Origin of the sequence: Polaromonas sp. LjRoot131 (genome assembly GCF_964252805.1) — a bacterium.
In the GTDB taxonomy this organism is placed as follows: domain Bacteria; phylum Pseudomonadota; class Gammaproteobacteria; order Burkholderiales; family Burkholderiaceae_C; genus Polaromonas.
On sequence record NZ_CAXUPF020000003.1, the window covers coordinates 428,191 to 453,456 of the forward strand.

Here is a 25,266-nt window from a genome sequence, read left to right on the forward strand (position 1 = left end):
TTCAGCCCAGCAGGGCCTGCGCGAACTCGCGCGCGTTAAAGGTTTCCAGGTCTTCCAACTGCTCGCCCACGCCGATGAAATACACCGACACGGGGCGCAACGCCGGCGAAGCCAGGGCGCGTTCGCGGGCCCACAGCGCGATGGCCGCCAGCACGCCGCCCTTGGCCGTGCCGTCCAGCTTGGTCACGATCAGGCCGGTCAGCTGCAGCGTGTCGTCAAAGGCCTTGACCTGGGCCAGCGCATTCTGGCCGGTGTTGCCGTCTATCACCAGCAGTACCTCGTGCGGTGCGGTGGCGTCGGCCTTTTGCACCACACGCTTGATCTTGCGCAGCTCTTCCATCAGGTGCAGCTGTGTGGGCAGGCGGCCGGCGGTGTCGACCAGCACCACGTCCTTGCCGCGCGCCTTGCCGGCGCTCACGGCATCAAAACTCACGGCGGCCGGGTCGCCGCCTTCCTGGCTGACGATCTCGACGGTGTTGCGGTCGGCCCAGACGCTGAGTTGCTCGCGCGCCGCCGCGCGAAAGGTGTCGGCCGCCGCCAGCAGCACCGAAGCGCCCTCGGTGGCCAGGTGGCGCGTGAGTTTGCCGATGGAGGTGGTCTTGCCGGCGCCGTTCACGCCGGTCACCATGATCACGGTAGGCTGGTACTGGCCGATCACCAGCGGCTGTTCCAGCGGCTTGAGCAACTGCGAGATGGAGTCCACCAGCGCGTTCTTGACCGCCACCGGATGGGTCATGCCGCCCTCGCGCACCCGGCGCTTGACGTCGGCCAGCAGGTGTTCGGTGGCCTTGGTGCCGGCGTCGGCCATCAGCAGCGCGGTCTCAAGGTCTTCGTAAAGCGCATCGTCGATGCGGCTGCCGGTGAACACGGTCGAAATACTGGAGCCGGTCTTGCGCAGGCCGGCCTGCAGCTTGCCCAGCCAGCGCTCACGCTCCGGCGCGATGGCACCCGGGACCGGAATGGCGATGGGGGTGACCAGCGCGCTGCCTATCAACCCACCTCCGGCGGGCGCCGGCGCTGGGGCCGCCACCGCTGCGCTGTCCACGGCCGCGGTGGTCGGGGCGTCAGGGCCCGGAGAGGGCGCGGCGGCGGGGGGAGGGGATTTTTTCTTGAAAAAACTGAACATTGGGTATGCTTGCGGAGTCCTAGTGGGCTGTTGCACCATTGCGGGGCAACGTGCGGCGCCACCCAGCTATTCTATGAAACACCCCAGACAAACCCTTTTGACGCCCCCAGTACCCCTTTCCCGTCCCGTTTTTCGATTTCCCCGTGCCCTGGCCGCCCTGCTGGCGCTGTGCCTGGGAGGCGCCGCCTTCGCACAGGCGCCCGCCGCTGTGCCGGTGGTGGAGAAATTCACGCTGGCCAACGGCCTCACGGTGATTGTCAAACCCGACCATAGAGCGCCCACGGTGGCGCACATGCTGTGGGTGCGGGTCGGCTCCATGGACGAAGTGGATGGCACCTCCGGTGTGGCCCATGCGCTGGAACACATGATGTTCAAGGGCACGCCGACGGTGAAACCCGGTGAGTTTTCCAATCGGGTTGCCGCGCTGGGCGGCCGCGACAACGCCTTCACCAGCCGCGACAGCACCGGTTACCACCAGCAGATTCCCGCCGCAAAGCTTGAAGAGGTGATGCGGCTGGAGGCCGACCGTTTTGCCCATATGCAGTGGCCCGATGATGAGTTCAAGCGCGAGATCGAAGTGGTCAAGGAAGAGCGCCGCCTGCGCACCGAGGATTCGCCGCGCGCCATGCTCCACGAACAGGGCACGGCCATGACCTTCATGGCCTCGCCTTACCGGCGTCCCGTCGTCGGCTGGATGAGCGACCTGGACGCCATGACGCCGGCCGACGTCCGCGATTTTTACCGGCGCTGGTATGTGCCGGCCAATGCGGCCGTGGTGGTGGCGGGTGACGTGGACGTCGCCAAGGTCCGGAAACTGGTCGAGAAATACTACGGCGGCATTCCCGCCCGGCCGGTGCCCGTACGCAAGCCTCGCGATGAGCCCGAGCAGGACGGCCTGCGCCGCCTGGACTACAAGGCGCCCGCCAGCCAGGCTTACGTTGGCATGTCCTTCAAGGTGCCCAAGCTGGAGCCGGCCGACCTTGCGGATCCGGTCACCGGCGCGCCGGCCTCACCGACGGCGGCGGGCAGCCGCGATGCGCTGGCCCTGACCGTTCTGGCCGCGGTGCTCGACGGCTATGGCGGCGCACGCCTGGAACGGGCCCTGGGGCAGGGCGACAACCGGCTGTCCGACGGCGCGGGCGCCTCCAATGGCCTGGTGGGGCGGGGGCCGCAGCTTTTTGTGCTCGACGGCGTTCCCGCGGACGGCAAGACCACCCAGCAGGTGGCCGAGGCCTTGCGCCGCGAAGTGGCGCGTGTCGCGCGCGAAGGCGTGAGCGAGGCGGAACTCAAGCGCGTCAAGACCCAGTGGGTGGCCAGCGAGACCTACAAGCTCGACTCCGTGTTCAGCCAGGCGCGCGAACTGGGCTCCAACTGGGTGCAGGGCTTTCCGCTGGACGGCAGCGAACGCGTGATTGCCGGCCTGCGCCGCGTCACCGCCGCCGAAGTGCAGGCGGTGGCCGCCAAATACTTCGGCGACGACCAGATGACCCAGGTCTCCTTGCTGCCGCAGCCCGTGGACCCCAATCGCAAACCCCGCAAGCCGGCGCTCCCCATCCGCCATGACGGCTCCTGAACCCGACACCCGAATCCTCATGAACATCGCCACGAAAAACGGGGCTCGCAGCTCTCTCACCCCCTGGGTTGCCGGCCTTTTTTGCCTGTGCCTGCAGGCAACGGCCGACGCGGCCATCCCCATCCAGCAATGGACACAGGCGAACGGCGCGCAGATTTACCTGGTCGAAAGCCCGGCGATCGCCATGCTGGATGTGCAGATCGATTTTGATGCCGGCACCCGGCGCGACCCGGCCGCCCAGGCGGGCCTGGCGAGCATGACGACGACCATGCTGGACAAAGGCCTGGAAGCCAGAAACGGCGAACCCGCCATGGACGAAAATGCGCTCAGCGAGGCCTGGGCCGACCTGGGGGCACAGTTCGGTGCCAGCGCCACGGGTGAGCGCCTGGGTTTTTCCCTGCGCTCCCTGACCGATCCTGAACTGCTCGACAAGGCCGTGGCGCTCGCGGCACGCCAGATCGCCGAGCCGTCCTTTCCCAGCACCATCTGGCAGCGCGAACGCGAGCGCACGGTGGCCTCGCTCAAGGAGTCCTACACCCGGCCCGGCAGCGTCATTGCCCGTGCCTATGCGAAAGCGGTTTACGGTACGCACCCCTACGGCTACGAAGTGACCGAGGCCACGCTGGCGCGCATCAGCGTGGCCGACATGCGCGCCTTTTACAGCGCCGGCGTGGTGGCCTGCCGCGCGCGCGTCAGCATGGTGGGCGCCGTGACGCGCGCGCAGGCCGATGCGATTGCGACGCGCCTGCTGTCGCGCCTGCCGCAGGTGGCTTGCGCCAGCCTGCCGCCCCTGCCGGAGGTGGCCGAAGTGGCACCACTGGCCCAGGCCGAGGAAAAGCGCATTCCCTTTGATTCGGCGCAGGCCCATGTGCTGATAGGCCAGCCCGGCTTCAAGCGCGCCGACCCGGATTATTTTGCGCTGACCGTCGGCAACTACACCCTGGGGGGCGGCGGTTTTGTCTCGCGCCTGACGCGGGAAGTGCGTGAAAAGCGGGGACTGACTTACGGCGTCTACAGCTATTTCTCGCCCGGCCTGCATGCCGGCAGCTTCACCGTGGGCCTGCAGACGCGGCCCGACCAGGCCGACCAGGCGGTGAAGCTGGCGCGCGAGGTGGTCAAGGACTTTGTCGTCAACGGCCCCACCGAGGCCGAGCTGAAGGCCGCCAAGGACAACCTCATAGGCGGTTTTGCGCTGCGCATCGACAGCAACCGCAAGCTGCTGGACAACATCGCGAGCATCGCCTGGAACAAGCTGCCGCTCGATTACCTGGACACCTGGACGCAGCAGGTGGACAAGGTGACGGTGGCCGACATCAAGGCCGCCTTTGCGCGCAAGCTGCAGCCTGAGAAAATGGTCACTGTTATCCTCGGCGCCGCACCATGAAATACACCCCCGCACCCACAGAAACCCCCGCCGGTAAAAAACCGCGTCCCAAAAGCGGCAAGGTGGTGGGCCGCAAGACCGTGCCGCCAGGGGAAATCCGCATCATCGGCGGGCTGTACAAACGCACCAAGCTGCCGGTGCCCAGCAAGCCCGGCCTGCGCCCTACGCCCGACCGCGTGCGCGAAACGCTGTTCAACTGGCTGGGCCAGGACCTGACGGGCTGGCGCTGCATGGACGTGTTCGCCGGCACCGGCGCGCTGGGTTTTGAGGCCGCCTCGCGCGGCGCCGCCGACGTGCTGCTGTGTGAGCAGGACCCGGCCCTGGTGCTGCAGCTCAAGGCGGTGCAGGCCAGGCTCAAGGCCGACATGTGCCGCATCGAGCGCGGCGACGGGCTCAGCGCGCTCAAGCGCGTTGCTCCTGGCAGCCTGCAACTGGTGCTGCTGGACCCGCCCTTTGAATCCACGCTGTTCGAATCCGCGCTGCAGGCCGCGGCGCGGGCCATAGGCCCGACCGGCCTGGTCTACCTGGAATCCCCCAAAGCCTGGAGTGACGAGGAATTGCTGCCGCTGGGCCTCAAACTGCACCGCAACGGCAAGGCCGGTGCCGTGCATTTCCACCTGCTGGCCGGGCTGGGGGCGCCGGCTACCTGAACCCTGCCGTCTCCGCAGCCTTGCCTGCCGCGTGGTTACAAGGGGCCAGTGGCCCGGTTGCAGCGGTGGGGCGGGCATAATTCCAGCATGGCCACCCCGCGCATCGCTGTCTATTCCGGCACTTTTGACCCCTTCACGCTGGGCCATGGCGACGTGGTGCGCCGCGCGGCCGGGCTGTTTGACCAGATCGTCATCGCCGTGGCCGCGGCCCACCACAAGAAAACCCTGTTTTCGCTGGAGGCCCGCGTGGCGCAGGTGAAGGCCGAAACACAGGGCATTGCCGGCGTGGCCGTGCTGCCTTTTGACGGCCTGATCATGGATTTTTGCGCGGCGCAAAAAGCCTCGGCCGTGGTGCGCGGCATCCGCAACCTGACGGACTTTGATTACGAGGCCCAGATGGCGGCCATGAACCGGAAGCTGCGCCCCCAGGTGGAAACCGTGTTTTTGCTGCCCGACGCGCCGCTGCAGTGCATCAGCAGCACACTGGTGCGCGAGATCAGCAAGCTGGGCGGCGACGTCGCCCAGATGGTGAGCCCCGCAGTGGCGTCGGCCCTGGCGGCCGCGTACCGGACGGCCAAAGCGGATAAGGGAGGCTGAGCATGGCCTTGATGATCACCGACGAATGCATCAACTGCGACGTCTGCGAGCCAGAATGCCCCAACCAGGCGATCTACCTGGGCCAGGAGATCTACGAGATCGACCCGCACAAGTGCACCGAATGCGTGGGCCATTTCGACGAACCGCAGTGCGTGCAGGTCTGCCCCGTGGCCTGCATTCCCCTGAACCCGCAGCACATCGAAACGCGGGAAACCCTGTGGGAAAAATACCAGCGCCTGCAGGCCGTGATTCCCATCATTGCGGCGCGCTGAGGGTTTAATCCCCAGTCTTTGGATTCGGTTCGGATCCGGGTTCGACGAGTTTGCGCGGCGGTTTGGGCCGCGGCGGCGTGCTGGTGTGGATCATCATCGTGGCCTTTTCCATCTCGCCCTTGAGCAGCTCCGGCACGGCTTTGATGCAGCGGGCGATGCAGTCCTCGATCGCCACGCGGTGCTCCTGCGAGGGTTTTTTCAGCACCCAATTGACCACCTCGGCCTTCACGCCCGGGTGGCCCACACCGATGCGCAAGCGCCAGTAGTCGGCCGTGCCCAGTTGCGCATGGATGTCGCGCAGGCCGTTGTGGCCGGCGTGGCTGCCGCTGAACTTGAGCTTGACCTGTCCCGGCACGATGTCCATCTCGTCGTGCGCCACCAGCACCTCTTCAGGCGCGACCTTGAAGAAGCGCGCCAGAGCCGCCACGGATTTGCCGGAGACATTCATGAAGGTCAGCGGCTTGAGCAGCCAGACGTTCTGGCCGTTGATGGTGATGCGCGCGACCTGGCCGTGGTAACTCTTGTCCAGGCTCAGCGGGGCTTTCAGCTCTTGCGACAGGGCGTCAATAAACCAGAAACCGGCGTTGTGGCGGGTCGCTTCGTATTCGGGGCCAGGATTGCCCAAGCCGACAAACAATTTGATCATTTGGAGATTTCCATCTGTCCAATTTTAGGGTGCGTGGCCTTGTGTCTTTGCAAGCCGGCGGTTCTGGTTGAAGCGCTAACCAAGAAAAACGGCCCTTGTCCCGCAAGAGGACAAGGGCCGTGGGCCTTTTCAGGCCTGCGCGGGAAGTAGATTACTTCTTGGCGGCAGGCTTGGCGGCGTCAGCCTTGGCGCCGGCTTTGGCTTCCTTGGCGGCTGCGGCCTTGGCGGCTTTCGGGTCCACCGGTGCGGCTGCGGCAGCGGCTGCTGCGGCATCGGCTTCGGCTTCGTCGGAAACAGCGGACACAGACACCAGAACCGGGTTGTCCTGGCCCTTGGCCACGAACTTCACGCCCTTTGGCAGCGTGATGTCCTTGATGTGCAGCGGCGAACCCTTCTTCAGGCCCTTCAGGTCGACGGCGATGAATTCGGGGATGTCGGCCGGGAAGCAGGAGACGGTCAGCTCGGTGATCACGTGGTTGACCAGGCAGTTCTCGGTCTTGACGGCCGGCGACTCTTCTTCACCGCTGTAGTGCACGGGCACTTTGACGGTCATCTTGGTCTTGGCTTCCACGCGCTGGAAGTCGATGTGCAGAATCTGCTGCTTGTACGGGTGCATTTGCAGATCGCGCAGCAGAACTTTGTGTTCTTTGCCGGCCAGTTCCATCTCGAGGATGGAAGCATGGAAAGCTTCTTTCTTGATGGCGTGGAACAACGCGTTGTGATCAAGTTCGATCAGCGTGGGTTCACCGGTGCCACCGTAGACGATACCGGGCGTACGGCCCGTGATGCGGAGACGGCGGCTCGCACCCGTGCCCTGCTTTGCGCGCTCAAAAGCGACGAATTTCATAATCAACTCCAATAAAGAACGGACCGCGACCAGTCTCGTTCTGGTTTAAAAAGCTGCTTTTGCCTCATGACAAATATCACGGGGCGAGGGCAGCTACCTTTTGGTCTCAGATCAGAACAGGTTGTCCTGGTCCGAAAACAAACTCATGACCGACTCTCCCTTGGCGATGCGCTGTATGGTCTCAGCGATCAGCGGCGCCACGGAGAGCTGGCGAATCTTCTTGCAGCCTTCTGCATTGGGGCTCAGCGGAATGGTGTTGGTGATCACCACTTCATCGAGCGCGTCACCCTTGGCGATGCGGTCTATGGCCGGGCCCGAAAAAATCGGGTGCGTGCAATACGCGTAAACCTTCTTGGCGCCGCGCTCCTTGAGCACCTCGGCGGCCTTGACCAGCGTGCCGGCCGTGTCGATCATGTCGTCCATGATCACGCAGTTGCGGCCTTCGATGTCGCCGATCACGTGCATCACTTCCGATACGTTCGCCTTGGGGCGGCGTTTGTCGATGATGGCCATGTCGCAGCCCAGCTGCTTGGCCAGCGCCCGGGCGCGCACCACACCACCCACGTCGGGCGAGACGACCATCAGGTCGGCGTAGTTCTTCTGGCGCAAGTCGCCCAGCAGCACCGGCGATGCATAAATGTTGTCAACCGGAATGTCGAAAAAGCCCTGGATCTGGTCGGCGTGCAGGTCCATCGTCAAGACACGCGACACGCCCACGGCCTGCAGCATGTTGGCCACCACCTTGGCCGTGATCGGCACACGCGCCGAACGCGGGCGGCGGTCTTGCCGGGCGTAGCCGAAGTAGGGGATCACCGCGGCGATGCGCTCGGCCGAAGCCCGTTTCAGCGCGTCGACCATGATGAGCAATTCCATCAGGTTGTCGTTGGTCGGCGCGCAGGTCGACTGAACCACAAACACATCGCGAGCCCGCACGTTCTGCTGGATCTCGACGGTGACTTCACCATCCGAAAAACGCCCCACATGGGCCGCACCCAGCGAAATGCCCAGGTGCTGGGCGATGTCGGAGGCCATGCTCGGATTGGCATTGCCGGTAAAAACCATGAAGTCGGGATGGTGCGTTTGCATGTGGGGCCCAGCTGCTACAAGGACTTGAACGTGGCTGAAATTTCTGATCAAAGCAAAATACGCACGGGGGACAACACGTTGCTACGGGCTTGGCAGTGAGCGCCGCTTGGCTGCCGTGTTTCCAAAAACATACAGACCCGCTGATACACATCATGCGGGTCTGTCAGGAGTCACGCGGGCCCGCTCCGGGCGGGTCCGCAACACTGGGGCTGTGGCCCTCAGTCTTAAATTTGGCAGGGGTGGAAGGATTCGAACCTGCGAATGCCGGAATCAAAATCCGGTGCCTTAACCAGCTTGGCGACACCCCTACACAGGACAGTTGTTGTTGCCAACAACAGACCTATAACTTATTCATTTATGGTCGCTTGGAAACACATTTCGAGAGCGGTTATTTTACCAACCGGCCAGGGGATGCGCCTCCAAATTACCGCATTTGCGGACTTTCCAGCCCTCAGGCAATCCTGAGGTGTCCGGCAAATCCATTTCATGCGGCAGTTGCGCAAATACAGCACTTCCGGAGCCGGTCATGCGCCCTTGAAGATGTCTGCTTTTCAGCCAATCGAGCGATTGGCCTATCTGCGGGCACATCTCCTGCGCTACCGGCTGCAAGTCGTTGCGGCCGAATCCGAAATCAAGCGATTTCGACTGGCCTTCAGCATTTGCAGCAAAGCCTTGGATTGTAGCAGTTTCTGTGTCGCGTTTGAGCCCGGGCGCGCTGAAAATACCTTGCGTGGGGAGCCCGGCCGCCGGTTTGACCACCACAAACCGGGCCGGCGGCAACGCCAGCGGCGTGATTTTCTCGCCTATGCCCTCCACCCAGGCATGGCCGCCCGAGAGGAAAAAAGGCACGTCGGCGCCCAGCGAAAGTGCCAGGGAGCGCAGTTCCTGAGGCGGCAAGCGCACGCCCCACAGCCGCTGCAGGGCCAGCAGGCAGCTGGCCGCGTCGGACGAACCGCCGCCCATGCCTGCCTGTGAAGGAATCCGCTTTTGCAGGCCGATGTGCACGCCCAGCGAGGTGCCGCTGGCGGCTTGCAATGCCCGGGCGGCCCGCACCGCCAGGTCGTCCGCCGGCAAAGCTTCTGCCGCGTGGCCGTCCGTTTCCAGGTCCTCCCGGCTGATGCGGCCGTCGGTGCGCACCTCAAAGTGCAGGGTGTCGCACCAGTCGATCAGCATGAAGACGGACTGCAGCAGGTGGTAGCCGTCGGGCCTGCGGCCGGTGATGTGCAGAAAAAGATTGAGCTTGGCGGGTGCCGGCACGTCATACAGGGCCTTGAGCGGCGACACGGTGCCTGAGGCGGGAGCGATGGAGGTCATGAAGAAAAGCAAAAGCCGGACAGGGCGGCGGTGGTACTTATGGCTACTGATCGAGCACAACACGCAGGTCGGCCTGCGGCGCCGGCTGCGACCTTTTGGCCGAAATCCGGCCTTCCTTCTGGCGAGAGAGGTCCGCCGACCAGCCGCTGGCGGCGGCATTGTCGCCGCGCAGCCAGGCAAACAGCGCATCTATCGGCACGGCCGCACCCGTGGCCTGGGCCATCAGTTCGTCGACGGAGGCAAAACGCTGGACTTTGCCGCCGCCCGAGTCCAGTACCGCTTCGCCGGGCGACCAGCGCAGCACGCCCAGCACATTGCCCAAGGGGCTGATCAGCGTGAGTTCACCGCGTTCGGCCCGGCCTTTGAGTTCGAAGCTGGCCGAAAAAGACTGCGCCGGCTCGCTTTGAACCTGCAGGCTGATGCGGCCGGTCCAGAAGTCGTTTTTCAACCCATCCTGGGCTGCGGCCCTGGGAATTTGCGCACAACCGGCAAGAAAAAACACGGTGAAGAGGGTTGCAAAAGCAAGGGCCAGCCGGGCCAGGCGCATGTGGAGGGTGAAGGGCAAGATGGGTATCCCGGCTTACAGCTTCACGCGCAGGCGCTTGAGCGTTTCCAGCAGCGTTTCGTTCTCGGGATTGAGCAATCGGCCTTCCTTCCAGATGGCGATGGCGCGGTCGCGCTGGCCCATGGCCCATAGTACTTCGCCGAAATGCGCGGCGATCTCCGCATCGGGCTTGGCCTTGTAGGCGGCCTCGAAGATCTGCGCAGCTTCGGCCTTGTTGCCCATGCGGAATTCCACCCAGCCCAGGCTGTCCCGGATAAACGGGTCGGCGGGGGCGAATTCCAGCGCCTTGCGGATCAACTCGCGCGCCTCGGGCAGCCGCACGCTGCGATCGGCCAGCGAGTAACCGAGGGCGTTGTAGGCGTGGTGGTAGTCGGGTTTGAGCTGGATGACCTTGCGCAGCAGGCTTTCCATTTCATCGAGCTTGCCCAGCTTTTCGGCCATCATGGCCTGGTCGTAAATCAGCTCGGTTTCTTCCGGCGCCTTCACCAGCGCCTCGGCCAGCACCTTGTGGGCCAGCTGGTATTGCTTGAACTCGCGCAGCAGGGACACTTCCGCATTGAGTTTGATCCTGGCCTCGGCCGGGTTGCGCTCGGGCAGTTTGCGGATCAGCTGGCGGCCTTCTTCAAGCTTGCCCTGGCTGGCCAGGATGGAAGCGCGCCGGGTCTGCGCCAGCGCCAGGTCGGAGGAGTTCTCGATCTTGGCCAGCCAGCTTTCCGCCGCGGCGTAATCCTTGCGTTTTTCCGCAATTTGCGAGAGCGACAAATAAGCCTGGGCCAGGCCGCGGTTGCGTTCGCCTTCGGCAGTCTGTTGCTGCGCCAGGCCGACATAGCGCTCCAGCGAGCTTTGCGCCTGCGCCAACTGGTTGTCCTGCAGTTGCAGGGAACCCAGCACCAGCCAGCCCTCAGGGAGGTCGGGCTTGTCGCGCGTCACGACCTGCAATTGGGCCGAGGCCTCGGCATAACGCTGGGCGTCCAGCAGGGCCCGGGCATAGCCCATCCTGATTTCAGGCATGGCCTTGGTGTTGCCCTCGAAATAATTGCGGATCACGGTTTCGGCTTCGGGCAGCTTGGGGTCCATCAATTCAAGCGCCACCAGCGCCGGGCCTTCGGCGCGCGGGGCGGCGGCCTGGCCGCGGCGGGCGGCGGCCAGCGCACCGCCGGCATCGCCCGCGGCCAGGCGCATACGCGCGACGGTGGTCCAGGCGGCGCCGGCGGTGGCGGGATTGCCCAGGTAGTCGGCCAGGGCCTCTTCCACCACGGTGCTGGCCAGTTTTTTGTCCGTCGCGCGGGCATAGACGCGTGGCACCGAAGTCAGGACGGAAGGCCGTTCCACGTCCGGGGCCAGCTTGATTTCAGTCTGCAGCGGCTCCACCGTGTCGGCAATCCGGTTGAGCGCCACCAGGATTTGCAGCACGTAACGGTTGGCCTCGCGCGAGGTGGGCTGGTCCTGTTTCCAGGCTCGGGCCGACTGCAGGGCGGCGTCGCCCGAGCGCGACTGCAGGGCGATGTCGGTGGCGCGCTGGTAAAGCTGGGCGTCGCTGGTTTTGCGGGCGGCATCCAGCATCAGGGCAAAGCCGGCGGCCGGCTCGCCGTCCTGCAAAGTCATTTCACCAACCAGCAGTTGGTAGAAGAGGGCGCTGTCCAGAAGCGAGGAGGGGGTGGCTTCCTGCGCGGCCTTGGCCTCGCTGAGCGTGGCGGGCGCGGCGGAAACAGGCTCGTCGGTCTGCGCCAGGGCCAGGGGTGCGACAAACCACAGGCCGCTGAGGGCAAGGCCGACAAGGCCAGATTTTTTCTTCATCGAACCATGATAATTGATGCTTCCGGGTCGCGCTCCCGCTTTACCCTGCCGCCTTGAAAGCTTTTGTGGCCGGCCTTGCACGGCGCCGTGAACCGCCCCTTGCGCCAGCGGACCGGCGCCCCTAACTTTCACCCCTATGCCTGAACTGCCGGAAGTCGAAGTCACCCGCCTGAGTTTTGCGGACCGCATCGCGGGCGCGCGCATCGAGCGCGTCGAAATGGGCAAGCCCCTGCGCTGGCCGCTGGGCTGCCAGCCGCGTCAGCTGGTCGGCCGGCAGGTGCTCGCCGTTCGCCGGCGCGGCAAATACCTGCTGGTCGACCTGAGCGACGGCCTGCTGATGATCCACCTGGGCATGTCCGGCAGCGTGAGTTTTGGCACCGGCTTTCCCGCACCGGGCAAACACGACCACTTCGATATGGCCACCAGCCTGGGAACCCTGAGGCTGAACGACCCGCGCCGTTTTGGTGCGGTGGTCTATGCCAGCGGTGAAAACGCCCCGGCCGCGCAAAAGCTGCTCGGCCGCCTGGGCGTGGAGCCGCTCAGCGACGCTTTTGATGCGGCCGGTTTCCACCAGGCGCTCAAACTGCGGCAAACGCCCATCAAACAAGTCCTGCTGGCCGGCGAGGCGGTGGTCGGCGTCGGCAATATTTACGCCTCCGAGGCCTTGTTCCTGGCGGGCATACGCCCCACCACGCGGGCCAGCCGCATCAGCAAGCCGCGCGCGGCGCTGCTTCACGCGGCCATACGCCAGGTGCTGGCGCAGGCTGTTACAAAAGGCGGCAGCACCTTGCGGGACTTCTCGAATGCCTGGGGCGAATCGGGCTATTTCCAGCTCGAAGCCATGGTTTACGACCGGGCCGGCCAGCCTTGCCGGGTGTGCGCCGCGCCCGTCAAAAGCATCCGCCAGGGCCAGCGTTCCACTTTTTATTGCGCGGCCTGCCAGAAACCTTGAACCTGGATACGTAGAGGCGCCAATAGGCCTTTCGGGGCTGCGATGCTATATTGACCGACCACACTTAACGGAAGACCGATGTCTTTTAACGAACAATTTGACCAGCATGGCGCGTGGCGGCGTGAATTTGCACTTCGCCTGAAGCTGCTTGCTGAGTGGATGAAAGACCATGACCTGCTCGACGCGGCCGTCGAGGAGCGCCTGCAGCGGTTGGAGTCCCAGGTGCGTTCCGACAAGGTCATGGTGGCTTTTGTGGCGGAATTCTCGCGCGGCAAGTCCGAACTGATCAACGCGATCTTTTTTGCCGGCTATGGCCGCCGCATCATGCCGGCAAGCGCCGGCCGCACCACCATGTGCCCGACCGAGCTCGGCTACGACGCGGACGTGCCGCCCTGCCTGCGCCTGCTGCCCATCGAGACGCGTTTGCAGAAACAGGCCCTGATGGAATGGCGCTCGGCCCCCGAGAAGTGGACCCGGCTGGACCTGGACGTCAACGACCCGGCGCAGTTGGCCCAAGCCCTGGAAAAAGTCGCAGAAGTGCGCCACGTCACCAAGGACGAGGCCCGCGCGCTCGGCTTTTGGCACGACAGCAGCCCCGACGACAACCCGCTGGCCGGCCCCGACGGCCTGATCGAGGTGCCCAAGTGGCGCCATGCCCTCATCAACATCGCGCACCCGCTGCTCAAGCAGGGCCTGGTGATCCTCGATACGCCCGGCCTGAACGCCATAGGCGCTGAGCCCGAGCTGACGGTGAGCCTGATTCCCCAGGCGCATGCCGTGGTGTTCATCCTGGCCGCCGACACCGGCGTCACCAAGTCCGACCTGGCGATCTGGCGCGAACACCTGATCACCGAGGGCGAGGGCAGCGACGCGCGCCTGGTGGTGCTCAACAAGATAGACACGCTCTGGGACGCGCTGAGCACGCCTGAGCAAATCAAGGCGCAGATCGACCGGCAACGCGCGACCTCGGCCGAAATCCTGGGCCTGCCGGAGTCCCAGGTCATCCCCGTCTCGGCCCAGAAGGGCCTGGTGGCCAAGGTGACCCGCGACAAGGCCTTGCTGGAAGCCAGCCACCTGCCGGCGCTCGAGCTCGCGCTGGGCCAGGGCGTGATGGGCCAGCGCCAGAAAATCCTGCGCTCGGCGGTAGCCGCCGGCATCGGCGAACTCCGCACGGAAGCCGGACGCGCCATGCACATACGCCGGCGCGACCTGGCCGAGCAGATGATCGAGCTGCGCGGCCTGCGCGGCAAAAACGTGTCGGTGATCAAGCACATGCGCAGCCGCATCGAGCAGGAACAAGCCGAATTCGACACCAGCGGTTCGAAGATCCACGCGGTGCGTTCGGTCCACCTCAAGATGCTGCGCGACCTGTTCAACCTGCTCAGCACGCCGACCCTCAAGGCCGAACTGGCCGAACTCACGCAGGCGCTGAAGCAGCCGGGCATCAAGCTGGGCGTCAAAAAAGCCTACGGGCAGACCTTCTCTCGCCTGCGCGAGGGCCTGCAGAAATCCCAGATCCTGAGCGGCGAGATCCAGTCCATGCTGACTGCGTCCTTCCGCCAGCTCAATGCCGAATTCAGCTTCTCGCTGCAGGCGCCCAAAGAGCCGGAACTGATCCGCTACGAGCACGACCTCGAACTGATAGAGCGTAGCCACCTGCAGTACCTCGGGCTGAGCAATGTGATCAAGCTGTCCCAGGCGGACTTTTCCGAGCGCCTGGTGCGTGCGCTGGCCACGCGCCTGCGCGTGGTCTACGAGACCGCGCTGGGCGAGGTCGAGCTCTGGAACAAGTCGGCGGCCTCGCAACTGGATGCCCAGTTGCGCGAGCGGCGCCGCAATTTCGGGCGCAGGCTGGAGGCCATTGAGCGCATCCAGCAAGCGGCATCGGGCCTGGACGAACGCATCGCCGAAATCGACGAGCAGGAAGGTGTGCTCAACGAGCTGGACAACAAGCTCACCGAGTTGACCGCCCACCTGATGGGCGGCACTTCTGCGCAGGACAAGGCGCAGGCCGCTGCAGCCGCCCAGAACGCGGCCGTTCCCGAGGCAGCCTGAGCCTTGCCGGCAGGCCAGTCAGCCATCCAGCGCCTTTTTCCTCCCAGGGCGCAAAGCCGGCGATGAAGCAATCCGCCTTGCAAACCCCGCCTCCCGGTTTTTCCGGGGAAATCGTGCGCTGGCAAAGCACGCACGGGCGCAACAGCCTGCCCTGGCAGAACACGCGCGATCCTTACCGCGTGTGGCTTTCCGAGATCATGCTGCAGCAGACCCAGGTCGCCACGGTCCTTGATTACTACGCGCGTTTTCTCGATCGCTTCCCCACGGTCGCCGAACTGGCCGCCGCGAGCGAAGATGAAGTGCTGGGCCTGTGGAGCGGGCTGGGTTACTACAGCCGCGCGCGCAACCTGCATCGCTGTGCGAAAGACGTTGTAGCCCTGCATGGCGGGCAATTCCCGGGCACGGCGGAGCAACTCCAGACTCTGCCCGGCATAGGTCGTTCGACGGCGGCCGCGATTGCTTCCTTCTGCTTCGGCGAGCGTGTCGCGATTCTGGATGGCAACGTCAAGCGGGTGCTCACGCGGGTGCTGGCGTTTTCCGCCGACCTCGCCCAAAGCGCCAATGAAAAAGCGCTGTGGAATCTGGCCACAGAGTTGCTGCCCAAGCGGAACCTGCCAGACACCATGCCGCGCTACACCCAGGGGTTGATGGACCTGGGCGCCTCGATTTGCGCCGGACGCCAGCCGCAGTGCCTGCTGTGCCCGGTGCAGAAGCTGTGCCGAGGTTTTGCCGAGGGCGACCCCGGCAAATACCCCGTCAAGACACGCAAGCTCAAGCGCAGCGCCCAGGGCCTGAGCCTGTTGTGGGCGCAGCGGCCCGACGGCTCGGTCTGGCTTGAAAGGCGTCCCGGCCGGGGTGTCTGGGGCGGTTTGTATTGCCTGCCGGTCTTCGAGAGCGACGATGAGCTGAAAGCAGTGCTGCCGCCCGCGTTGCAGTCTCGGCTAGCTCCCCTGCCGCAGTTTGTCCATGTACTCACGCATAAGGATCTGTACTTGTCGCCGTGGGTCGCGGGCCTTGGCGCCGGCCAGGCGCTGCCCAAGGCCATGGTGTCGGAGGAGCGGCCGGGTGCCTGGTTCGGCCCCAGCGCCTGGCCCGCCTTGGGCCTGCCGGCACCTATACGCAAGCTGCTCGCGCAGGTCGCCTGACCGGCACCCCTTTCAGCCGGCGTCGAGTTCGCGGTGCCGCTTCAGCGTGCGCCAGTGCGGGCTGAAAGCCGCCGCCAGTTCCTCGACCAGGTAGACCGAACGGTGCTGGCCGCCGGTGCAGCCGATGGCGACCGTCACGTAGCTGCGGTGGTCGCGCACCAGCGCATTCAGCCAGTGGCTGAGGAATTGTTCGATGTGCCGGAACATGTCGCCGACCTCGGGATGCGCCTTGAGGTAGTCCGCCACCGGCTCGTCCCGCCCCGTCAGGTGGCGCAGGCCGGATTCATAGTGCGGATTGGGCAGCATGCGCACGTCGAAGACATAGTCGGCGTCCAGCGGCACGCCGCGCTTGAACGCGAAGGACTCGAACACCAGCGTCAGCTGCGTGGTAGGCGCGGAAATCAGCGACTTCACATAGCCTTGCAACTGCGAGGACCGGATCATGCTGGTGTCCAGCACATGGGCCTGCTCCCGCATTTCGCCGAGCAACTCGCGTTCGAGCTCGATGGCGTCCACCAGCGCGCGGTGCTGGTCGGAGGCGTCTATGCGCGACAGCGGGTGTAGCCGGCGCGTTTCCGAAAAGCGGCGCACCAGGGTTTCGGTGTTGGCGTCCAGGAACAGCGACTGCACCACCACGCCGGACTCGCGCAGCTGGCGCAGCTGCTGGGGCACCAGCGGCAGCGAGGTTGCGCTGCGCACGTCCATGGCGATCGCGACTTTCTGCGCGCCGTGCTTTTGCTCCAGCGCCACGAAAGGCGTGAGCAGCTCGGGGGGCAGGTTGTCGACGCAGTAGTAGCCGGCGTCCTCCAGCGCGTGCAGGGCGACGGATTTTCCCGAGCCCGACATGCCGGTGATGAGGACCATTTCCAGCGTCGCCATCACTGCCCCAGCATTTCCTTGGCGTGGGCCAGCGTGGTGCCGGAAAGGCGTTCTCCGCCCAGCATGCGGGCGATCTCGGCCACACGCTGCTCGCCGTTGACATGGTCGACGGCGCTCAGGGTGACGCCGTTCTCGGAGCGTTTGGCGACCACCAGGTGCTGGTCGGCGCAGGCCGCCACCTGGGGCAAATGGGTGACGGCCATGACCTGGCGGTCCTTGCCCAGCTGTTTCATGAGGCGGCCCACGGTTTCGGCGACGGCGCCGCCCACGCCTGAATCCACCTCGTCAAAGATCAATGTTTCAGCCTGCCCGAGCTGGCTGGTGGTGACGGCAATGGCCAGCGCGATGCGCGACAGCTCGCCGCCGGAGGCTACTTTGCCGACGGGGCGCGGCGTGCTGCCGCTGTGGCCCGCCACCAGGAATTCGGCTTGTTCCAGGCCGTGCTGGGCGGGTTGCTCGAGCTTGGCCAGTGCCACGTCGAATTTGCCGCCCTGCATGCCCAGGCCCTGCATGGCCTGGGTGATGGCCTTGGCGAGCTTGGGTGCGGCCTTGGCGCGAGCCTTGGACACCTGGCCGGCTTCTTCGAGGTAGGCCGCCTTGGCCTGGGTTTCGTTCTTCTCAAGCTGGGCCAGGTCGGCCGCGGCATTGAGTTTTTGCAGTTCGGCCTGCCAGGAGGCCAGCAGCTCAGGCAGCTCGGCCGGCGTGCGTTTGTAGCGGCGCGCCAGGCTGACCCATTGCGACAGGCGCTCGTCGAGTTCGGCGAGCCGTTGCGGCTCGAGTTCGGCATGCCGGGCATAGCCGTTGAGCGAGTGGACCGTGTCTTCCATCTGCGCCAGGGCGCCGTTCAGGACTTCCACCATGGCCTTGAACTCGGGCTCTATGTGTTCCTGGTTTTGCAGCGCCGCAATCGCGCGGCCCAACAGCGCGTTGGCGTTCTCGTCGGCTTCCTGCAATGCATCGACGGCGGTTTGCACCGCGTCACGCAGGGCCTGGGCATTCGACAGGCGCCCGTGCTGGGCATTAAGTTCGTCCCACTCGTCGGCGCCCGGTGCGAGCTTGTCCAGCTCGCCGATCTGCCAGGCCAGGCGCTCGCGTTCGCGCTGCAGGCTGTCCTGGGCGTCACGCGCCTCCAGCAGCGTCTTCTGGGCCTGGCGCCACTGCTGCCAGCGGCGCGAGAGTTCATCCGTGGAAACATCCGCATAGGAGTCCAGCAGGCCGCGCACCGCGTCGGGCCGGGTCAGGCTTTGCCAGGCATGCTGGCCGTGAATGTCCACCAGGTGGTCGGCGATCTCCTTGAGCTGCGTGGCGGTTGCCGCGCTGCCGTTGATCCAGGCGCGGCTTTTGCCTTGCACGTCTATCGTGCGGCGCAGCAGCAGGGTGTCGCCGCCGTCGAAGCCGGCTTGTTCCAGCCAGGCGGCCAGGCCCTTGGGGCTGTCAAACTCGACGCTGATCTCGCAGCGCGCCGCGCCTTCGCGGATCACGCCGGCATCGGCGCGTGCGCCCAGGGCCAGTTGCAGGGCGTCGATCAGGATGGATTTGCCGGCGCCGGTTTCACCGGTCAGCACCGTGAACCCACCGGACAGGTCCAGCTCGAGTTCGTGGACGATGACGAAATCGCGAAGCGAGATGCTTTTGAGGCTCATAAATAAATCGTGCCGTTCAGGCCACGCCTTCATTCCAGTGAAGTTTTTTGCGCAAGGTGTCGAAGTAGCTCCAGCCCTTGGGGTGCAGAAAGCGCATCTGGTGCTCCGAGCGCCTGACGGTAATGCGGTCGCCGTGCAGCAGGCTGGCCAGCGACTGCATGTCGAAGTTGGCGCTGGCGTCCCGGCCGGCGACGATTTCAATCGTGATCTCGCCGGAGTCCGACAGCACGATGGGCCGGTTCGACAGCGTGTGCGGTGCAATCGGCGCCAGCACCCAGCCGGCAATCGAGGGGTGGAGCAGGGGTCCGCCGGCGGACAGCGCGTAGGCCGTGGAGCCGGTGGGCGAGGCGATGATCAGGCCGTCGGCGCGCTGGTTGGCCACGAAGCGGCCGTCCACCTCGACGCGAAGCTCCACCATGCCGGCGGTCGCGCCGCGGTTAACCACCACGTCGTTCATGGCGGTGGCGCTGAAGACGCAGCGGCCGTCGCGCACGACCTTGGCCTGCATCATCCAGCGGCGGTCTTCCTCGTACTCGCCGCGCAGCATGGGAATCAGGGTGTTCTGGTAGTCCTCGAAGGCGATGTCGGTGATGAAGCCGAGCCGGCCCTGGTTGATGCCCACCAGTGGAATGCCGAACTGCGCCAGCAGCCGGCCTATGCCCAGCATGGTGCCGTCGCCGCCGACCACCAGGGCCAGGTCGCACTGCGCGCCTATGCCGGCCGCATCCAACGTCGGAAACTGCGTGAGACCCGTGTTGCTGGCGGTGTCCTGCTCGATTGCCACCTCGCAGCCCTGGGTGCCCAGGAAATGCGCAATGTCCTCCAGCGCCGACCGGGAACCCTGTGCGTGGTACTTGCCGATCAGTGCGACATGGCGGAATTGCGATTTCATCGGCAAATTACATCACAACATCCGCCCCAAGCTTCGTAGAATGTCGGCATGCTTGATGATCGTGCGCGGTTGCTTCTCAAGGCGCTGGTAGAGCGCTACATTGCCGATGGGCAGCCGGTGGGTTCACGCACGCTGTCCAAGGCCTCGGGCCTGGAGCTGTCCCCCGCCACCATACGCAACGTGATGAGCGACCTCGAGGAGCTCGGCCTGATCGTCAGCCCGCACACCTCCGCCGGCCGCATCCCCACGGCGCGCGGCTACCGCCTCTTCGTCGACACCATGCTGACCACGCAGCGCGACCCCTTCCCCGCCGCGGGCCAGATAGGCGCCCCCCGGCTGGCGCCCGACCAGCCGCAAAAGGTGCTCAGCAACGCGGCGCACATGCTCTCCAGCCTGTCGCAGTTCGTCGGCGTCGTCATGGCGCCGCGCCGGACGTCGGTGTTCCGTCATATTGAATTTTTGCGCCTGTCCGAAAAACGTTTCCTTGTGATCATCGTGTCGCCCGACGGCGACGTGCAGAACCGGGTCATCTTCACCGAGGCCGACTACAGCCAGTCGCAACTGGTGGAGGCCGCCAATTTCCTCAATTCACATTACGCCGGCATGGCGATCGAGGAAGTGCGCGAGCGGCTGAAAAACGAGGTTGAGGCGCTGCGCGGCGAGATCGCCACGCTGATGCAGGCCGCGGTCAAGGTCAGCTCCGAAGCCATCGAATCGCGCGACGAGGTCGTCATCTCCGGCGAGCGCAACCTGCTGGCCGTCAGCGATTTCTCCGGCGACATGGGCAACCTGCGCAAGCTGTTCGACCTCTTCGAGCAAAAGGCGCAGCTGATGCGCCTGCTCGACGTGTCCAGCCGCGCCGAGGGGGTTCGCATCTACATAGGCGGCGAAAGCCAGGTCATTCCCTACCAGGAGCTGTCGGTGGTCACCGCGCCTTATGAAGTCGACGGTCAGGTCGTGGGCACGCTGGGCGTCATTGGCCCCATGCGCATGCCCTACGAAAAAATGATCCAGATCGTCGATATCACCTCCAAACTGGTCAGCACCGCCCTGAGCCACAGCAAATAGGCCCGCGAGCAGGTCCTCGGAGGCCCTTACAATCTCCCTCTTGTGTGGGGCGTTAGCTCAGTTGGTTAGAGCAGAGGACTCATAATCCTTTGGTCGAGTGTTCAAGTCACTCACGCCCTACCATTTAAATAAAGCTTTTCGGCGAGAGTGTGCGCTAACATGTGCCTGGCCTAAACAGCGCTCAGTTGCCACTTCGTTGCCGTTTTTGCTGCGAAAGGGTCGGGCGATGAAGCGAGCCGAGCTGTTGAAGCCTCTTTTGAATCACTCAATGGGCGGAATCGAACTGGTTGCGAGTCGTCCTAAACCGTTAGCCGAGCTAACTCAAGACGAATTAAAAGAGTTCGCCAAGCGTCTTGAGGCCGACGACTACACCTATCAGCGCTACCACGGCATCCCACAACTTCGCGTTTGGGAGGCATTGGCACTGCATCACTACATGGACCCCGCGGTCCTGGGCTTGGGCAGGAAAGGCCGCTTGGGTGAGTTAAAGCGAGTGGCACACGAGCTTCTGCCTTCAAGCACTCGACTGCTAAATTTTGTTGGTGCTGTGCCGCCTTTGCTGCTGGACATTGATCAGGGAAAGCTTGTCTGCGTCAAAGTCGCTGCAGATCTTCTGCAAAGCTTTACGACGCTCCAACGATTCAAGTCCTATGTCAGCGATCAGCGATTGAGGGCTTATCCACAGCGAGCGCCGACGCGGGAGAGGTTGCCTTTCGATGCGGCGTCCTTACCGCCAAAGCTACGAGATATGTGGGAAGGGATGCAACTTTGGAAAACTGTTACCGAGGGGGGAACTGTTATCCCTGGGTGCCCGTCAACCGAACCAGATTTGATGAAATTCTTTGTGGGCAAGGGATATTCAGCCTACCAAAGTAAAGCTTTCGCCGCAGCTTTTCGACCATCCTTTGCCCACATCGGCAGGCGTCCTAAAGCCGAGTGGTAGCTGAATTTATCCCCTTGGAAAGGGTTAAGGCCTTTCGACCGCGGGGAGAAATATCTAGTTAACTTTTCTTTTGCTCGCGCCTAACGCAGCATGTGGCCTCATTACGGTTCACTGGGCGAGCATGATGACCAAAAAAGAGCAATCAAAAGATCTTTCACTGTTGCGCGAGAGGCAAATTCTTCAGTTGATTCCGGTGTCGCAATCCACCTTTAGACGGTGGGTCAAAGACGGAAAATTTCCCGCAGGCTTCAAAATAACCGGAAGAATAACCGTGTGGCGGAGCTGCGTTGTGTTTGACTGGATAAAGAACGCTCAGGATTGGGCAGAGGTGGGCCAATAATGAAATTGACCCGCGAGCAGCTCTATAAATGGGTATGGAATTGTCCGGTGACGAGAATCGCCGAGGAACTTGGTGTTTCCGGTTCCGGCCTTGGCAGAAAGTGCAAGGCATACGACGTCCCAACACCCGGTCGAGGCTACTGGCACCAGTTAGCACTGGGAAAACAGATGCGGTGCTTGCCGCTTCCGGATCCCGAAAAGGGCTCTAATCCGGTGTCCATAAAAGTGAGTCAAGAGCGGGCGGCGGAGCTGGATCTGCTACCGGTGCCGTTTGTTGAATTGCCGGCAGCCCCGATGGCATCTGACGATTCCCGTGGGGGAATAGGTGCGCCGAAGATTCCGGAGCATATCGAAGCGTCCGAGGTTTTGGTCACAAGTGGGTTTGTGAGCGATATTCAAAGCCTTCAGGTCAGCTTCGCTGAGCAGGCGTGCGAGTCCATTGCCGATCCCGCGGATATCATGGCACTGGCGACACTTCATGGCCAATATGAATCAGCCACACGCTTCATTGAGGCGTTGAGAGAGGCTGGCCAGGATTGTGATGCGCCCACCAGAGCAGTGCTTATTTTGTGGACCGGTGCCGCAAGAGTTTTTCTTTCTCAGTCTGACCCTATTGCTCAAGTCATCAAAGAGTGTCGCTGTGTGGCCTCAGGAGAAAGAAATCCCGGATGGTGGCTCTCCGTACAGCAGAGATAATTAGTTTGGTAAGTGACCTGTAGCAATAAGATCCCCAGTAATTAACGCCAAGATGAGTCCAAATTAATCACGATTTAACGGTTATCGGTTGCTCCGCTGGCGCGCAATCAGCGATGGTGAGTTTTTCGCAGTTATGGTTTTTCTCTGGCCTCCGGTGGTTCGATTGCTTGCATAGTTGCGCTTTTCAATCGAAGGCGCAACTCCCCAACGTTCCATAACGTCACTCTACCGATTCGAGTGGGCTGCGGTAGATGACCTGATTTGCACCAGCGCCAGACGGTTGCCGGCGAGATCGCGAATAGAGCAGCGACAACGGGAAGGCGGACACCCGCCGAAGAAGGCAGACTATCAAAGCTTGCGAAGGCTGATCGATCTGTATCTCTCATTGCCCAGCTTCCTATGTCATCACCAGCGGCGGACAGTTTCTGCGCTTTCAGGAGCTAACCCGTCGTGAGAACGCCGAGGTCGCATACGCCGGGGACGAATCGTCTCCAGGGCAGGCTCGGCATTCAGAAGATCGTAGAAATCTTCAGCACGGACGAGATGCGGGTCGGCTGGTCGAATCCTGAATAGCGGCAACCCCGCCAACTGGAACAGCTTGTTTTTGATGTCATCACGACGAGCCGCACCTTCGTTGTCATGCCAAGATGAGTCCAGTTCGAAGCCCGCTACTGGATCCTCGTCGCAGGTGCACAAAAGAGTGTCAACCTGAGACTGCCATGCAAATTCTCGAAAACTAGTGGGTATGGAGAGTCCAATCTCATCAAGGTTGATGAAGTTGCGCAGCGGGATATTTGGATAGGACTGCATCGAGGGAAAATACTGACGGATCGCGCGCAGGAATTCTCTCTCTTGGTTGCTTAAACACAGGTTCCTCCGAAAGTCGAGCGCGTCGGACGCGGACCAGGCGCGAATAGAGAATGTGCTGATGATCGAGATACGCTTTATCTGTGAGCACTCTGGAGTGGGGGTGGGCTTGCGATACCGTCGAACAGAATCAGGAAGTTTCTGCGCTGTCTCAACTATAGTAGGCAGCGCCTTAGCAGGAGAGTCAGAAGTAGGCGTTGTTAGCGTCTTCAGGGCGCCATCGATGTTCTGATTGATCATGTCTCTCAGGTCGTCCTCAACGAGTAGCAAGCTTCCGTTCAGCACAAGCCGCCATAACGTCACTAGCGTAAGGGCTGTGATGCTCCCTTTTTCGAAGCCCCTACGCAGCGCTGAGGGGAGGGCAACTTGTGTAAGGGGTATCGCAGCGGGTTCAAATACTACGGTGAGCACGTAGTTCTCATATGCCGCCAGGAAGCCCTCTAAGTCGTCGGCCTCCAGCCGTTTTTTCATATGCTTAATCGCAGCACTTACTCGAATTGTTTTCACAAAGAACTGCGCCTATGTTCGATGGTGGAACTTCAATTTGTAGGGCGCACACACCAGGTTTTAAGAGGTGCGCTTGCCGGCCGTCATGAGTACTTATGTGAATTAGTGTTTATGTGATCCAGAGCATATTCGAAGTAATACCCTGTGTGAAGAAAAACACCTTTACGCGCTTCCTGAAATTGGTAACTGGTAAACATTTGGGAGCGCGTCAAAAGGGCATGAATCGCTATGGATACTCATGAACCTACCTGGTTCGCTGCGTAATTTTTGTGTTTTTTGCCACAAGGGAGCTCAGCACAGTGCGCTGTTAGCACTGTGATGGCATGTGATTGCGGTGTTTGGGATCCGACTCTTGATGCTTTGGATGAAGCGCTCAAGCGCCCTCCTCTGTGGCCAATAGAGGCCCCTGAGATAACGCGCCTGTTTCAATCACTTCTTGGGGAGGATCGCTGGACAGGACGGCTAGGGGCTCAGTACCTGCGGGGTGGGCTGACACGATTAGGCCCGCCCTAAGGCATTACTTGGTCTCGCCGGAGGACCTTACCTTTTCGAAGAACTCAAAAATCGAGAGATTGAATGCACCAGCAATGACCTCAAGCGCATTGAGCGTGGGGTTGGCTTGACCTCGTTCAAGTCGACTGAGGTACGTTTGATAAAAACCGCAGCGCTCACCAAAAACAACTTGGCTCATTCCGCTCTCGACACGGAGGTTGCGTACGGTCATTCCCACTCTCAAGGCCAAGGTTTTTTTCACCTTGGTGAATATCTGCCTAATACCCTAATTCACATAAACACTAATTCGCATAATTTATCGGGAGCCTTGATACCCGCAGCCTGGTTACCCACTGTGATGCGGGTGTTAGGGGTGGCTACTGCCTCCTACAGTCTATGTTGACTCGGTGAAGCTTACAAGGCAATTGAGGAGGTTAGAAAGCTGGGCTCCTGGTTGGACAAGCTACCCAGAAATCGTTTCGCACCTAGTGGTGTCACCCTCTCTGAAGTACTCCACCCACGTCGTCCGTGAAGGCTCTACGAAGCACCTGTAAGTGATCTTGTTCGGAATGACACTCCCAAGAGTTGCCGGTGCACCATCTGTGTCAAGGACTCGCACACCGCAATCACCGTGTTTGCGCGTACCGAACTCAATAATTTCTACCCTGTAGTGAGCCTTAAACTCCTCCCAGTCTCCCTGCTTCTTGACTATGCCGTAGAGTCTGACGTAGGCACGGTTGAACTCCTTGATGGTCGGCTTCTTCATATGCGGTATGGGCTCCAACAAGACAAAAATTGCCGCCGACAGGTCGGCCAGCTTGAACGCCCATTGTGCTTCCACGAGGTTGAATTCAACAGTCCCGTTGGAGAGAAATAGGCTCACCTTCTTCGCCAGGGGGCGCAGGCTCCACTTAGCGTCTTTTCAATCGAG

At 62.7% G+C, this 25,266-nt stretch carries 25 protein-coding genes and 2 tRNA genes; 13 read left to right on the forward strand and 14 right to left on the reverse strand.

All coding sequences use genetic code 11. From position 1 onward, the window contains the following. Window position 1 precedes the first annotated feature (1 nt). Complete coding sequence (gene ftsY / locus ACSQ27_RS16665; RefSeq protein ID WP_436156613.1) at window positions 2-1,126, reverse strand: signal recognition particle-docking protein FtsY; 1,125 nt, start codon at window positions 1,124-1,126, stop codon at window positions 2-4. Window positions 1,127-1,199: 73 nt separating this feature from the next. On the opposite strand from ftsY, the gene ACSQ27_RS16670 reads away from it, so the two are divergent. The 5 genes from ACSQ27_RS16670 to ACSQ27_RS16690 all read left to right on the forward strand — a co-directional run bounded on the left by ACSQ27_RS16670 (window position 1,200) and on the right by ACSQ27_RS16690 (window position 5,602). Next, the gene (locus tag ACSQ27_RS16670) at window positions 1,200-2,699 is read left to right on the forward strand and encodes a M16 family metallopeptidase (RefSeq protein ID WP_436156614.1); all 1,500 of its coding nucleotides are present in this window, start codon (window positions 1,200-1,202) and stop codon (window positions 2,697-2,699) included. 19 nt (window positions 2,700-2,718) lie between these two features. Beyond that, window positions 2,719-4,083, forward strand: a complete 1,365-nt coding sequence (locus ACSQ27_RS16675) for a M16 family metallopeptidase (protein ID WP_436156764.1) — start codon at window positions 2,719-2,721, stop codon at window positions 4,081-4,083. Beyond that, on the forward strand, window positions 4,080-4,733 hold the full coding sequence (gene rsmD / locus ACSQ27_RS16680) for a 16S rRNA (guanine(966)-N(2))-methyltransferase RsmD (protein WP_436156615.1): 654 nt from the start codon (window positions 4,080-4,082) through the stop codon (window positions 4,731-4,733). The genes ACSQ27_RS16675 and rsmD overlap by 4 nt, the downstream gene beginning before the upstream one ends. An 87-nt stretch (window positions 4,734-4,820) precedes the next feature. Then, entirely contained in the window at window positions 4,821-5,330 is a 510-nt protein-coding gene (gene coaD / locus ACSQ27_RS16685) for a pantetheine-phosphate adenylyltransferase (RefSeq protein WP_436156616.1), read from the forward strand. A 2-nt stretch (window positions 5,331-5,332) separates the two neighbouring features. Next, complete coding sequence (locus tag ACSQ27_RS16690) at window positions 5,333-5,602, forward strand: YfhL family 4Fe-4S dicluster ferredoxin (RefSeq protein ID WP_436156617.1); 270 nt, start codon at window positions 5,333-5,335, stop codon at window positions 5,600-5,602. A 4-nt stretch (window positions 5,603-5,606) separates the two neighbouring features. Here the strand turns inward: ACSQ27_RS16690 and pth are convergent, their stop codons facing one another. From pth to ACSQ27_RS16725, 7 genes are all read right to left on the reverse strand, one after another. Then, a complete protein-coding gene (gene pth, locus ACSQ27_RS16695) occupies window positions 5,607-6,248 on the reverse strand; it encodes an aminoacyl-tRNA hydrolase (RefSeq protein ID WP_436156618.1) in 642 nt (213 codons plus the stop codon). A 151-nt stretch (window positions 6,249-6,399) separates the two neighbouring features. Continuing rightward, on the reverse strand, window positions 6,400-7,095 hold the full coding sequence (locus ACSQ27_RS16700; protein ID WP_436156619.1) for a 50S ribosomal protein L25/general stress protein Ctc: 696 nt from the start codon (window positions 7,093-7,095) through the stop codon (window positions 6,400-6,402). 111 nt (window positions 7,096-7,206) lie between these two features. Next, the gene (locus tag ACSQ27_RS16705) at window positions 7,207-8,181 is read right to left on the reverse strand and encodes a ribose-phosphate pyrophosphokinase (RefSeq protein ID WP_436156620.1); all 975 of its coding nucleotides are present in this window, start codon (window positions 8,179-8,181) and stop codon (window positions 7,207-7,209) included. A 231-nt stretch (window positions 8,182-8,412) separates the two neighbouring features. After that, a tRNA-Gln gene (locus ACSQ27_RS16710) sits at window positions 8,413-8,489 on the reverse strand. A gap of 85 nt (window positions 8,490-8,574) precedes the next feature. Continuing rightward, window positions 8,575-9,495, reverse strand: a complete 921-nt coding sequence (locus ACSQ27_RS16715) for a 4-(cytidine 5'-diphospho)-2-C-methyl-D-erythritol kinase (RefSeq protein ID WP_436156621.1) — start codon at window positions 9,493-9,495, stop codon at window positions 8,575-8,577. A 43-nt stretch (window positions 9,496-9,538) separates the two neighbouring features. Continuing rightward, window positions 9,539-10,060, reverse strand: a complete 522-nt coding sequence (locus tag ACSQ27_RS16720) for a lipoprotein insertase outer membrane protein LolB (protein ID WP_436156622.1) — start codon at window positions 10,058-10,060, stop codon at window positions 9,539-9,541. 15 nt (window positions 10,061-10,075) lie between these two features. Beyond that, entirely contained in the window at window positions 10,076-11,857 is a 1,782-nt protein-coding gene (locus tag ACSQ27_RS16725) for a tetratricopeptide repeat protein (RefSeq protein WP_436156623.1), read from the reverse strand. Between the two features lie 136 nt (window positions 11,858-11,993). Between ACSQ27_RS16725 and mutM the strand changes: the two genes are divergently transcribed. The 3 genes from mutM to mutY all read left to right on the forward strand — a co-directional run bounded on the left by mutM (window position 11,994) and on the right by mutY (window position 16,009). Then, window positions 11,994-12,809 (forward strand): bifunctional DNA-formamidopyrimidine glycosylase/DNA-(apurinic or apyrimidinic site) lyase, encoded by an 816-nt coding sequence (gene mutM / locus ACSQ27_RS16730; protein WP_436156624.1) that lies wholly within the window; start codon window positions 11,994-11,996, stop codon window positions 12,807-12,809. A gap of 78 nt (window positions 12,810-12,887) precedes the next feature. Beyond that, window positions 12,888-14,864 (forward strand): dynamin family protein, encoded by a 1,977-nt coding sequence (locus ACSQ27_RS16735; protein ID WP_436156625.1) that lies wholly within the window; start codon window positions 12,888-12,890, stop codon window positions 14,862-14,864. Window positions 14,865-14,926: 62 nt separating this feature from the next. Next, the gene (mutY, locus tag ACSQ27_RS16740; RefSeq protein WP_436156626.1) at window positions 14,927-16,009 is read left to right on the forward strand and encodes an A/G-specific adenine glycosylase; all 1,083 of its coding nucleotides are present in this window, start codon (window positions 14,927-14,929) and stop codon (window positions 16,007-16,009) included. A gap of 12 nt (window positions 16,010-16,021) precedes the next feature. Here the strand turns inward: mutY and rapZ are convergent, their stop codons facing one another. The 3 genes from rapZ to ACSQ27_RS16755 are packed head-to-tail and all read right to left on the reverse strand — an operon-like array spanning window position 16,022 to window position 19,423. After that, a complete protein-coding gene (gene rapZ / locus ACSQ27_RS16745) occupies window positions 16,022-16,888 on the reverse strand; it encodes an RNase adapter RapZ (protein WP_436156627.1) in 867 nt (288 codons plus the stop codon). Then, window positions 16,888-18,531, reverse strand: coding sequence for a DNA repair protein RecN (recN, locus tag ACSQ27_RS16750; protein ID WP_436156628.1), 1,644 nt, complete (start codon window positions 18,529-18,531; stop codon window positions 16,888-16,890). Before recN ends, rapZ begins: the two co-directional genes overlap by 1 nt. Window positions 18,532-18,547: 16 nt before the next feature. Next, the gene (locus ACSQ27_RS16755) at window positions 18,548-19,423 is read right to left on the reverse strand and encodes an NAD kinase (RefSeq protein ID WP_436156629.1); all 876 of its coding nucleotides are present in this window, start codon (window positions 19,421-19,423) and stop codon (window positions 18,548-18,550) included. 48 nt (window positions 19,424-19,471) lie between these two features. Between ACSQ27_RS16755 and hrcA the strand changes: the two genes are divergently transcribed. From hrcA to ACSQ27_RS16780, 5 genes are all read left to right on the forward strand, one after another. Next, window positions 19,472-20,491 carry a heat-inducible transcriptional repressor HrcA gene (hrcA, locus tag ACSQ27_RS16760; RefSeq protein ID WP_436156630.1) on the forward strand — a complete coding sequence of 340 codons (1,020 nt, stop codon included), beginning with the start codon at window positions 19,472-19,474 and terminating at the stop codon, window positions 20,489-20,491. A gap of 46 nt (window positions 20,492-20,537) precedes the next feature. Beyond that, a tRNA-Ile gene (locus tag ACSQ27_RS16765) sits at window positions 20,538-20,614 on the forward strand. A gap of 103 nt (window positions 20,615-20,717) precedes the next feature. Beyond that, on the forward strand, window positions 20,718-21,434 hold the full coding sequence (locus tag ACSQ27_RS16770; protein WP_436156631.1) for a hypothetical protein: 717 nt from the start codon (window positions 20,718-20,720) through the stop codon (window positions 21,432-21,434). A gap of 124 nt (window positions 21,435-21,558) precedes the next feature. After that, the gene (locus ACSQ27_RS16775) at window positions 21,559-21,774 is read left to right on the forward strand and encodes a helix-turn-helix transcriptional regulator (RefSeq protein WP_436156765.1); all 216 of its coding nucleotides are present in this window, start codon (window positions 21,559-21,561) and stop codon (window positions 21,772-21,774) included. Beyond that, window positions 21,774-22,469, forward strand: a complete 696-nt coding sequence (locus tag ACSQ27_RS16780; RefSeq protein WP_436156632.1) for a hypothetical protein — start codon at window positions 21,774-21,776, stop codon at window positions 22,467-22,469. Before ACSQ27_RS16775 ends, ACSQ27_RS16780 begins: the two co-directional genes overlap by 1 nt. Before the next feature lie 405 nt (window positions 22,470-22,874). Here the strand turns inward: ACSQ27_RS16780 and ACSQ27_RS16785 are convergent, their stop codons facing one another. From ACSQ27_RS16785 to ACSQ27_RS16795, 3 genes are all read right to left on the reverse strand, one after another. Further along, window positions 22,875-23,843, reverse strand: a complete 969-nt coding sequence (locus tag ACSQ27_RS16785; protein WP_436156633.1) for a DUF2726 domain-containing protein — start codon at window positions 23,841-23,843, stop codon at window positions 22,875-22,877. 517 nt (window positions 23,844-24,360) lie between these two features. Next, on the reverse strand, window positions 24,361-24,567 hold the full coding sequence (locus tag ACSQ27_RS16790; RefSeq protein ID WP_436156634.1) for a helix-turn-helix domain-containing protein: 207 nt from the start codon (window positions 24,565-24,567) through the stop codon (window positions 24,361-24,363). 231 nt (window positions 24,568-24,798) lie between these two features. Next, window positions 24,799-25,218, reverse strand: coding sequence for a hypothetical protein (locus ACSQ27_RS16795; protein ID WP_436156635.1), 420 nt, complete (start codon window positions 25,216-25,218; stop codon window positions 24,799-24,801). Window positions 25,219-25,266: the final 48 nt, after the last annotated feature.

What these genes read in the sequence shown, in the direction of transcription:
- ftsY (WP_436156613.1), bottom strand. Translation starts at nt 1,126, where the DNA reads ATGTTCAGTTTTTTCAAGAAAAAATCCCCTCCCCCCGCCGCCGCGCCC.
- ACSQ27_RS16670 (WP_436156614.1), top strand. Translation starts at nt 1,200, where the DNA reads ATGAAACACCCCAGACAAACCCTTTTGACGCCCCCAGTACCCCTTTCC.
- ACSQ27_RS16675 (WP_436156764.1), top strand. Translation starts at nt 2,719, where the DNA reads ATGAACATCGCCACGAAAAACGGGGCTCGCAGCTCTCTCACCCCCTGG.
- rsmD (WP_436156615.1), top strand. Translation starts at nt 4,080, where the DNA reads ATGAAATACACCCCCGCACCCACAGAAACCCCCGCCGGTAAAAAACCG.
- coaD (WP_436156616.1), top strand. Translation starts at nt 4,821, where the DNA reads ATGGCCACCCCGCGCATCGCTGTCTATTCCGGCACTTTTGACCCCTTC.
- ACSQ27_RS16690 (WP_436156617.1), top strand. Translation starts at nt 5,333, where the DNA reads ATGGCCTTGATGATCACCGACGAATGCATCAACTGCGACGTCTGCGAG.
- pth (WP_436156618.1), bottom strand. Translation starts at nt 6,248, where the DNA reads ATGATCAAATTGTTTGTCGGCTTGGGCAATCCTGGCCCCGAATACGAA.
- ACSQ27_RS16700 (WP_436156619.1), bottom strand. Translation starts at nt 7,095, where the DNA reads ATGAAATTCGTCGCTTTTGAGCGCGCAAAGCAGGGCACGGGTGCGAGC.
- ACSQ27_RS16705 (WP_436156620.1), bottom strand. Translation starts at nt 8,181, where the DNA reads ATGCAAACGCACCATCCCGACTTCATGGTTTTTACCGGCAATGCCAAT.
- ACSQ27_RS16715 (WP_436156621.1), bottom strand. Translation starts at nt 9,495, where the DNA reads ATGACCTCCATCGCTCCCGCCTCAGGCACCGTGTCGCCGCTCAAGGCC.
- ACSQ27_RS16725 (WP_436156623.1), bottom strand. Translation starts at nt 11,857, where the DNA reads ATGAAGAAAAAATCTGGCCTTGTCGGCCTTGCCCTCAGCGGCCTGTGG.
- mutM (WP_436156624.1), top strand. Translation starts at nt 11,994, where the DNA reads ATGCCTGAACTGCCGGAAGTCGAAGTCACCCGCCTGAGTTTTGCGGAC.
- ACSQ27_RS16735 (WP_436156625.1), top strand. Translation starts at nt 12,888, where the DNA reads ATGTCTTTTAACGAACAATTTGACCAGCATGGCGCGTGGCGGCGTGAA.
- mutY (WP_436156626.1), top strand. Translation starts at nt 14,927, where the DNA reads ATGAAGCAATCCGCCTTGCAAACCCCGCCTCCCGGTTTTTCCGGGGAA.
- rapZ (WP_436156627.1), bottom strand. Translation starts at nt 16,888, where the DNA reads ATGGCGACGCTGGAAATGGTCCTCATCACCGGCATGTCGGGCTCGGGA.
- recN (WP_436156628.1), bottom strand. Translation starts at nt 18,531, where the DNA reads ATGAGCCTCAAAAGCATCTCGCTTCGCGATTTCGTCATCGTCCACGAA.
- ACSQ27_RS16755 (WP_436156629.1), bottom strand. Translation starts at nt 19,423, where the DNA reads ATGAAATCGCAATTCCGCCATGTCGCACTGATCGGCAAGTACCACGCA.
- hrcA (WP_436156630.1), top strand. Translation starts at nt 19,472, where the DNA reads ATGCTTGATGATCGTGCGCGGTTGCTTCTCAAGGCGCTGGTAGAGCGC.
- ACSQ27_RS16770 (WP_436156631.1), top strand. Translation starts at nt 20,718, where the DNA reads ATGAAGCGAGCCGAGCTGTTGAAGCCTCTTTTGAATCACTCAATGGGC.
- ACSQ27_RS16775 (WP_436156765.1), top strand. Translation starts at nt 21,559, where the DNA reads ATGACCAAAAAAGAGCAATCAAAAGATCTTTCACTGTTGCGCGAGAGG.
- ACSQ27_RS16780 (WP_436156632.1), top strand. Translation starts at nt 21,774, where the DNA reads ATGAAATTGACCCGCGAGCAGCTCTATAAATGGGTATGGAATTGTCCG.
- ACSQ27_RS16790 (WP_436156634.1), bottom strand. Translation starts at nt 24,567, where the DNA reads ATGACCGTACGCAACCTCCGTGTCGAGAGCGGAATGAGCCAAGTTGTT.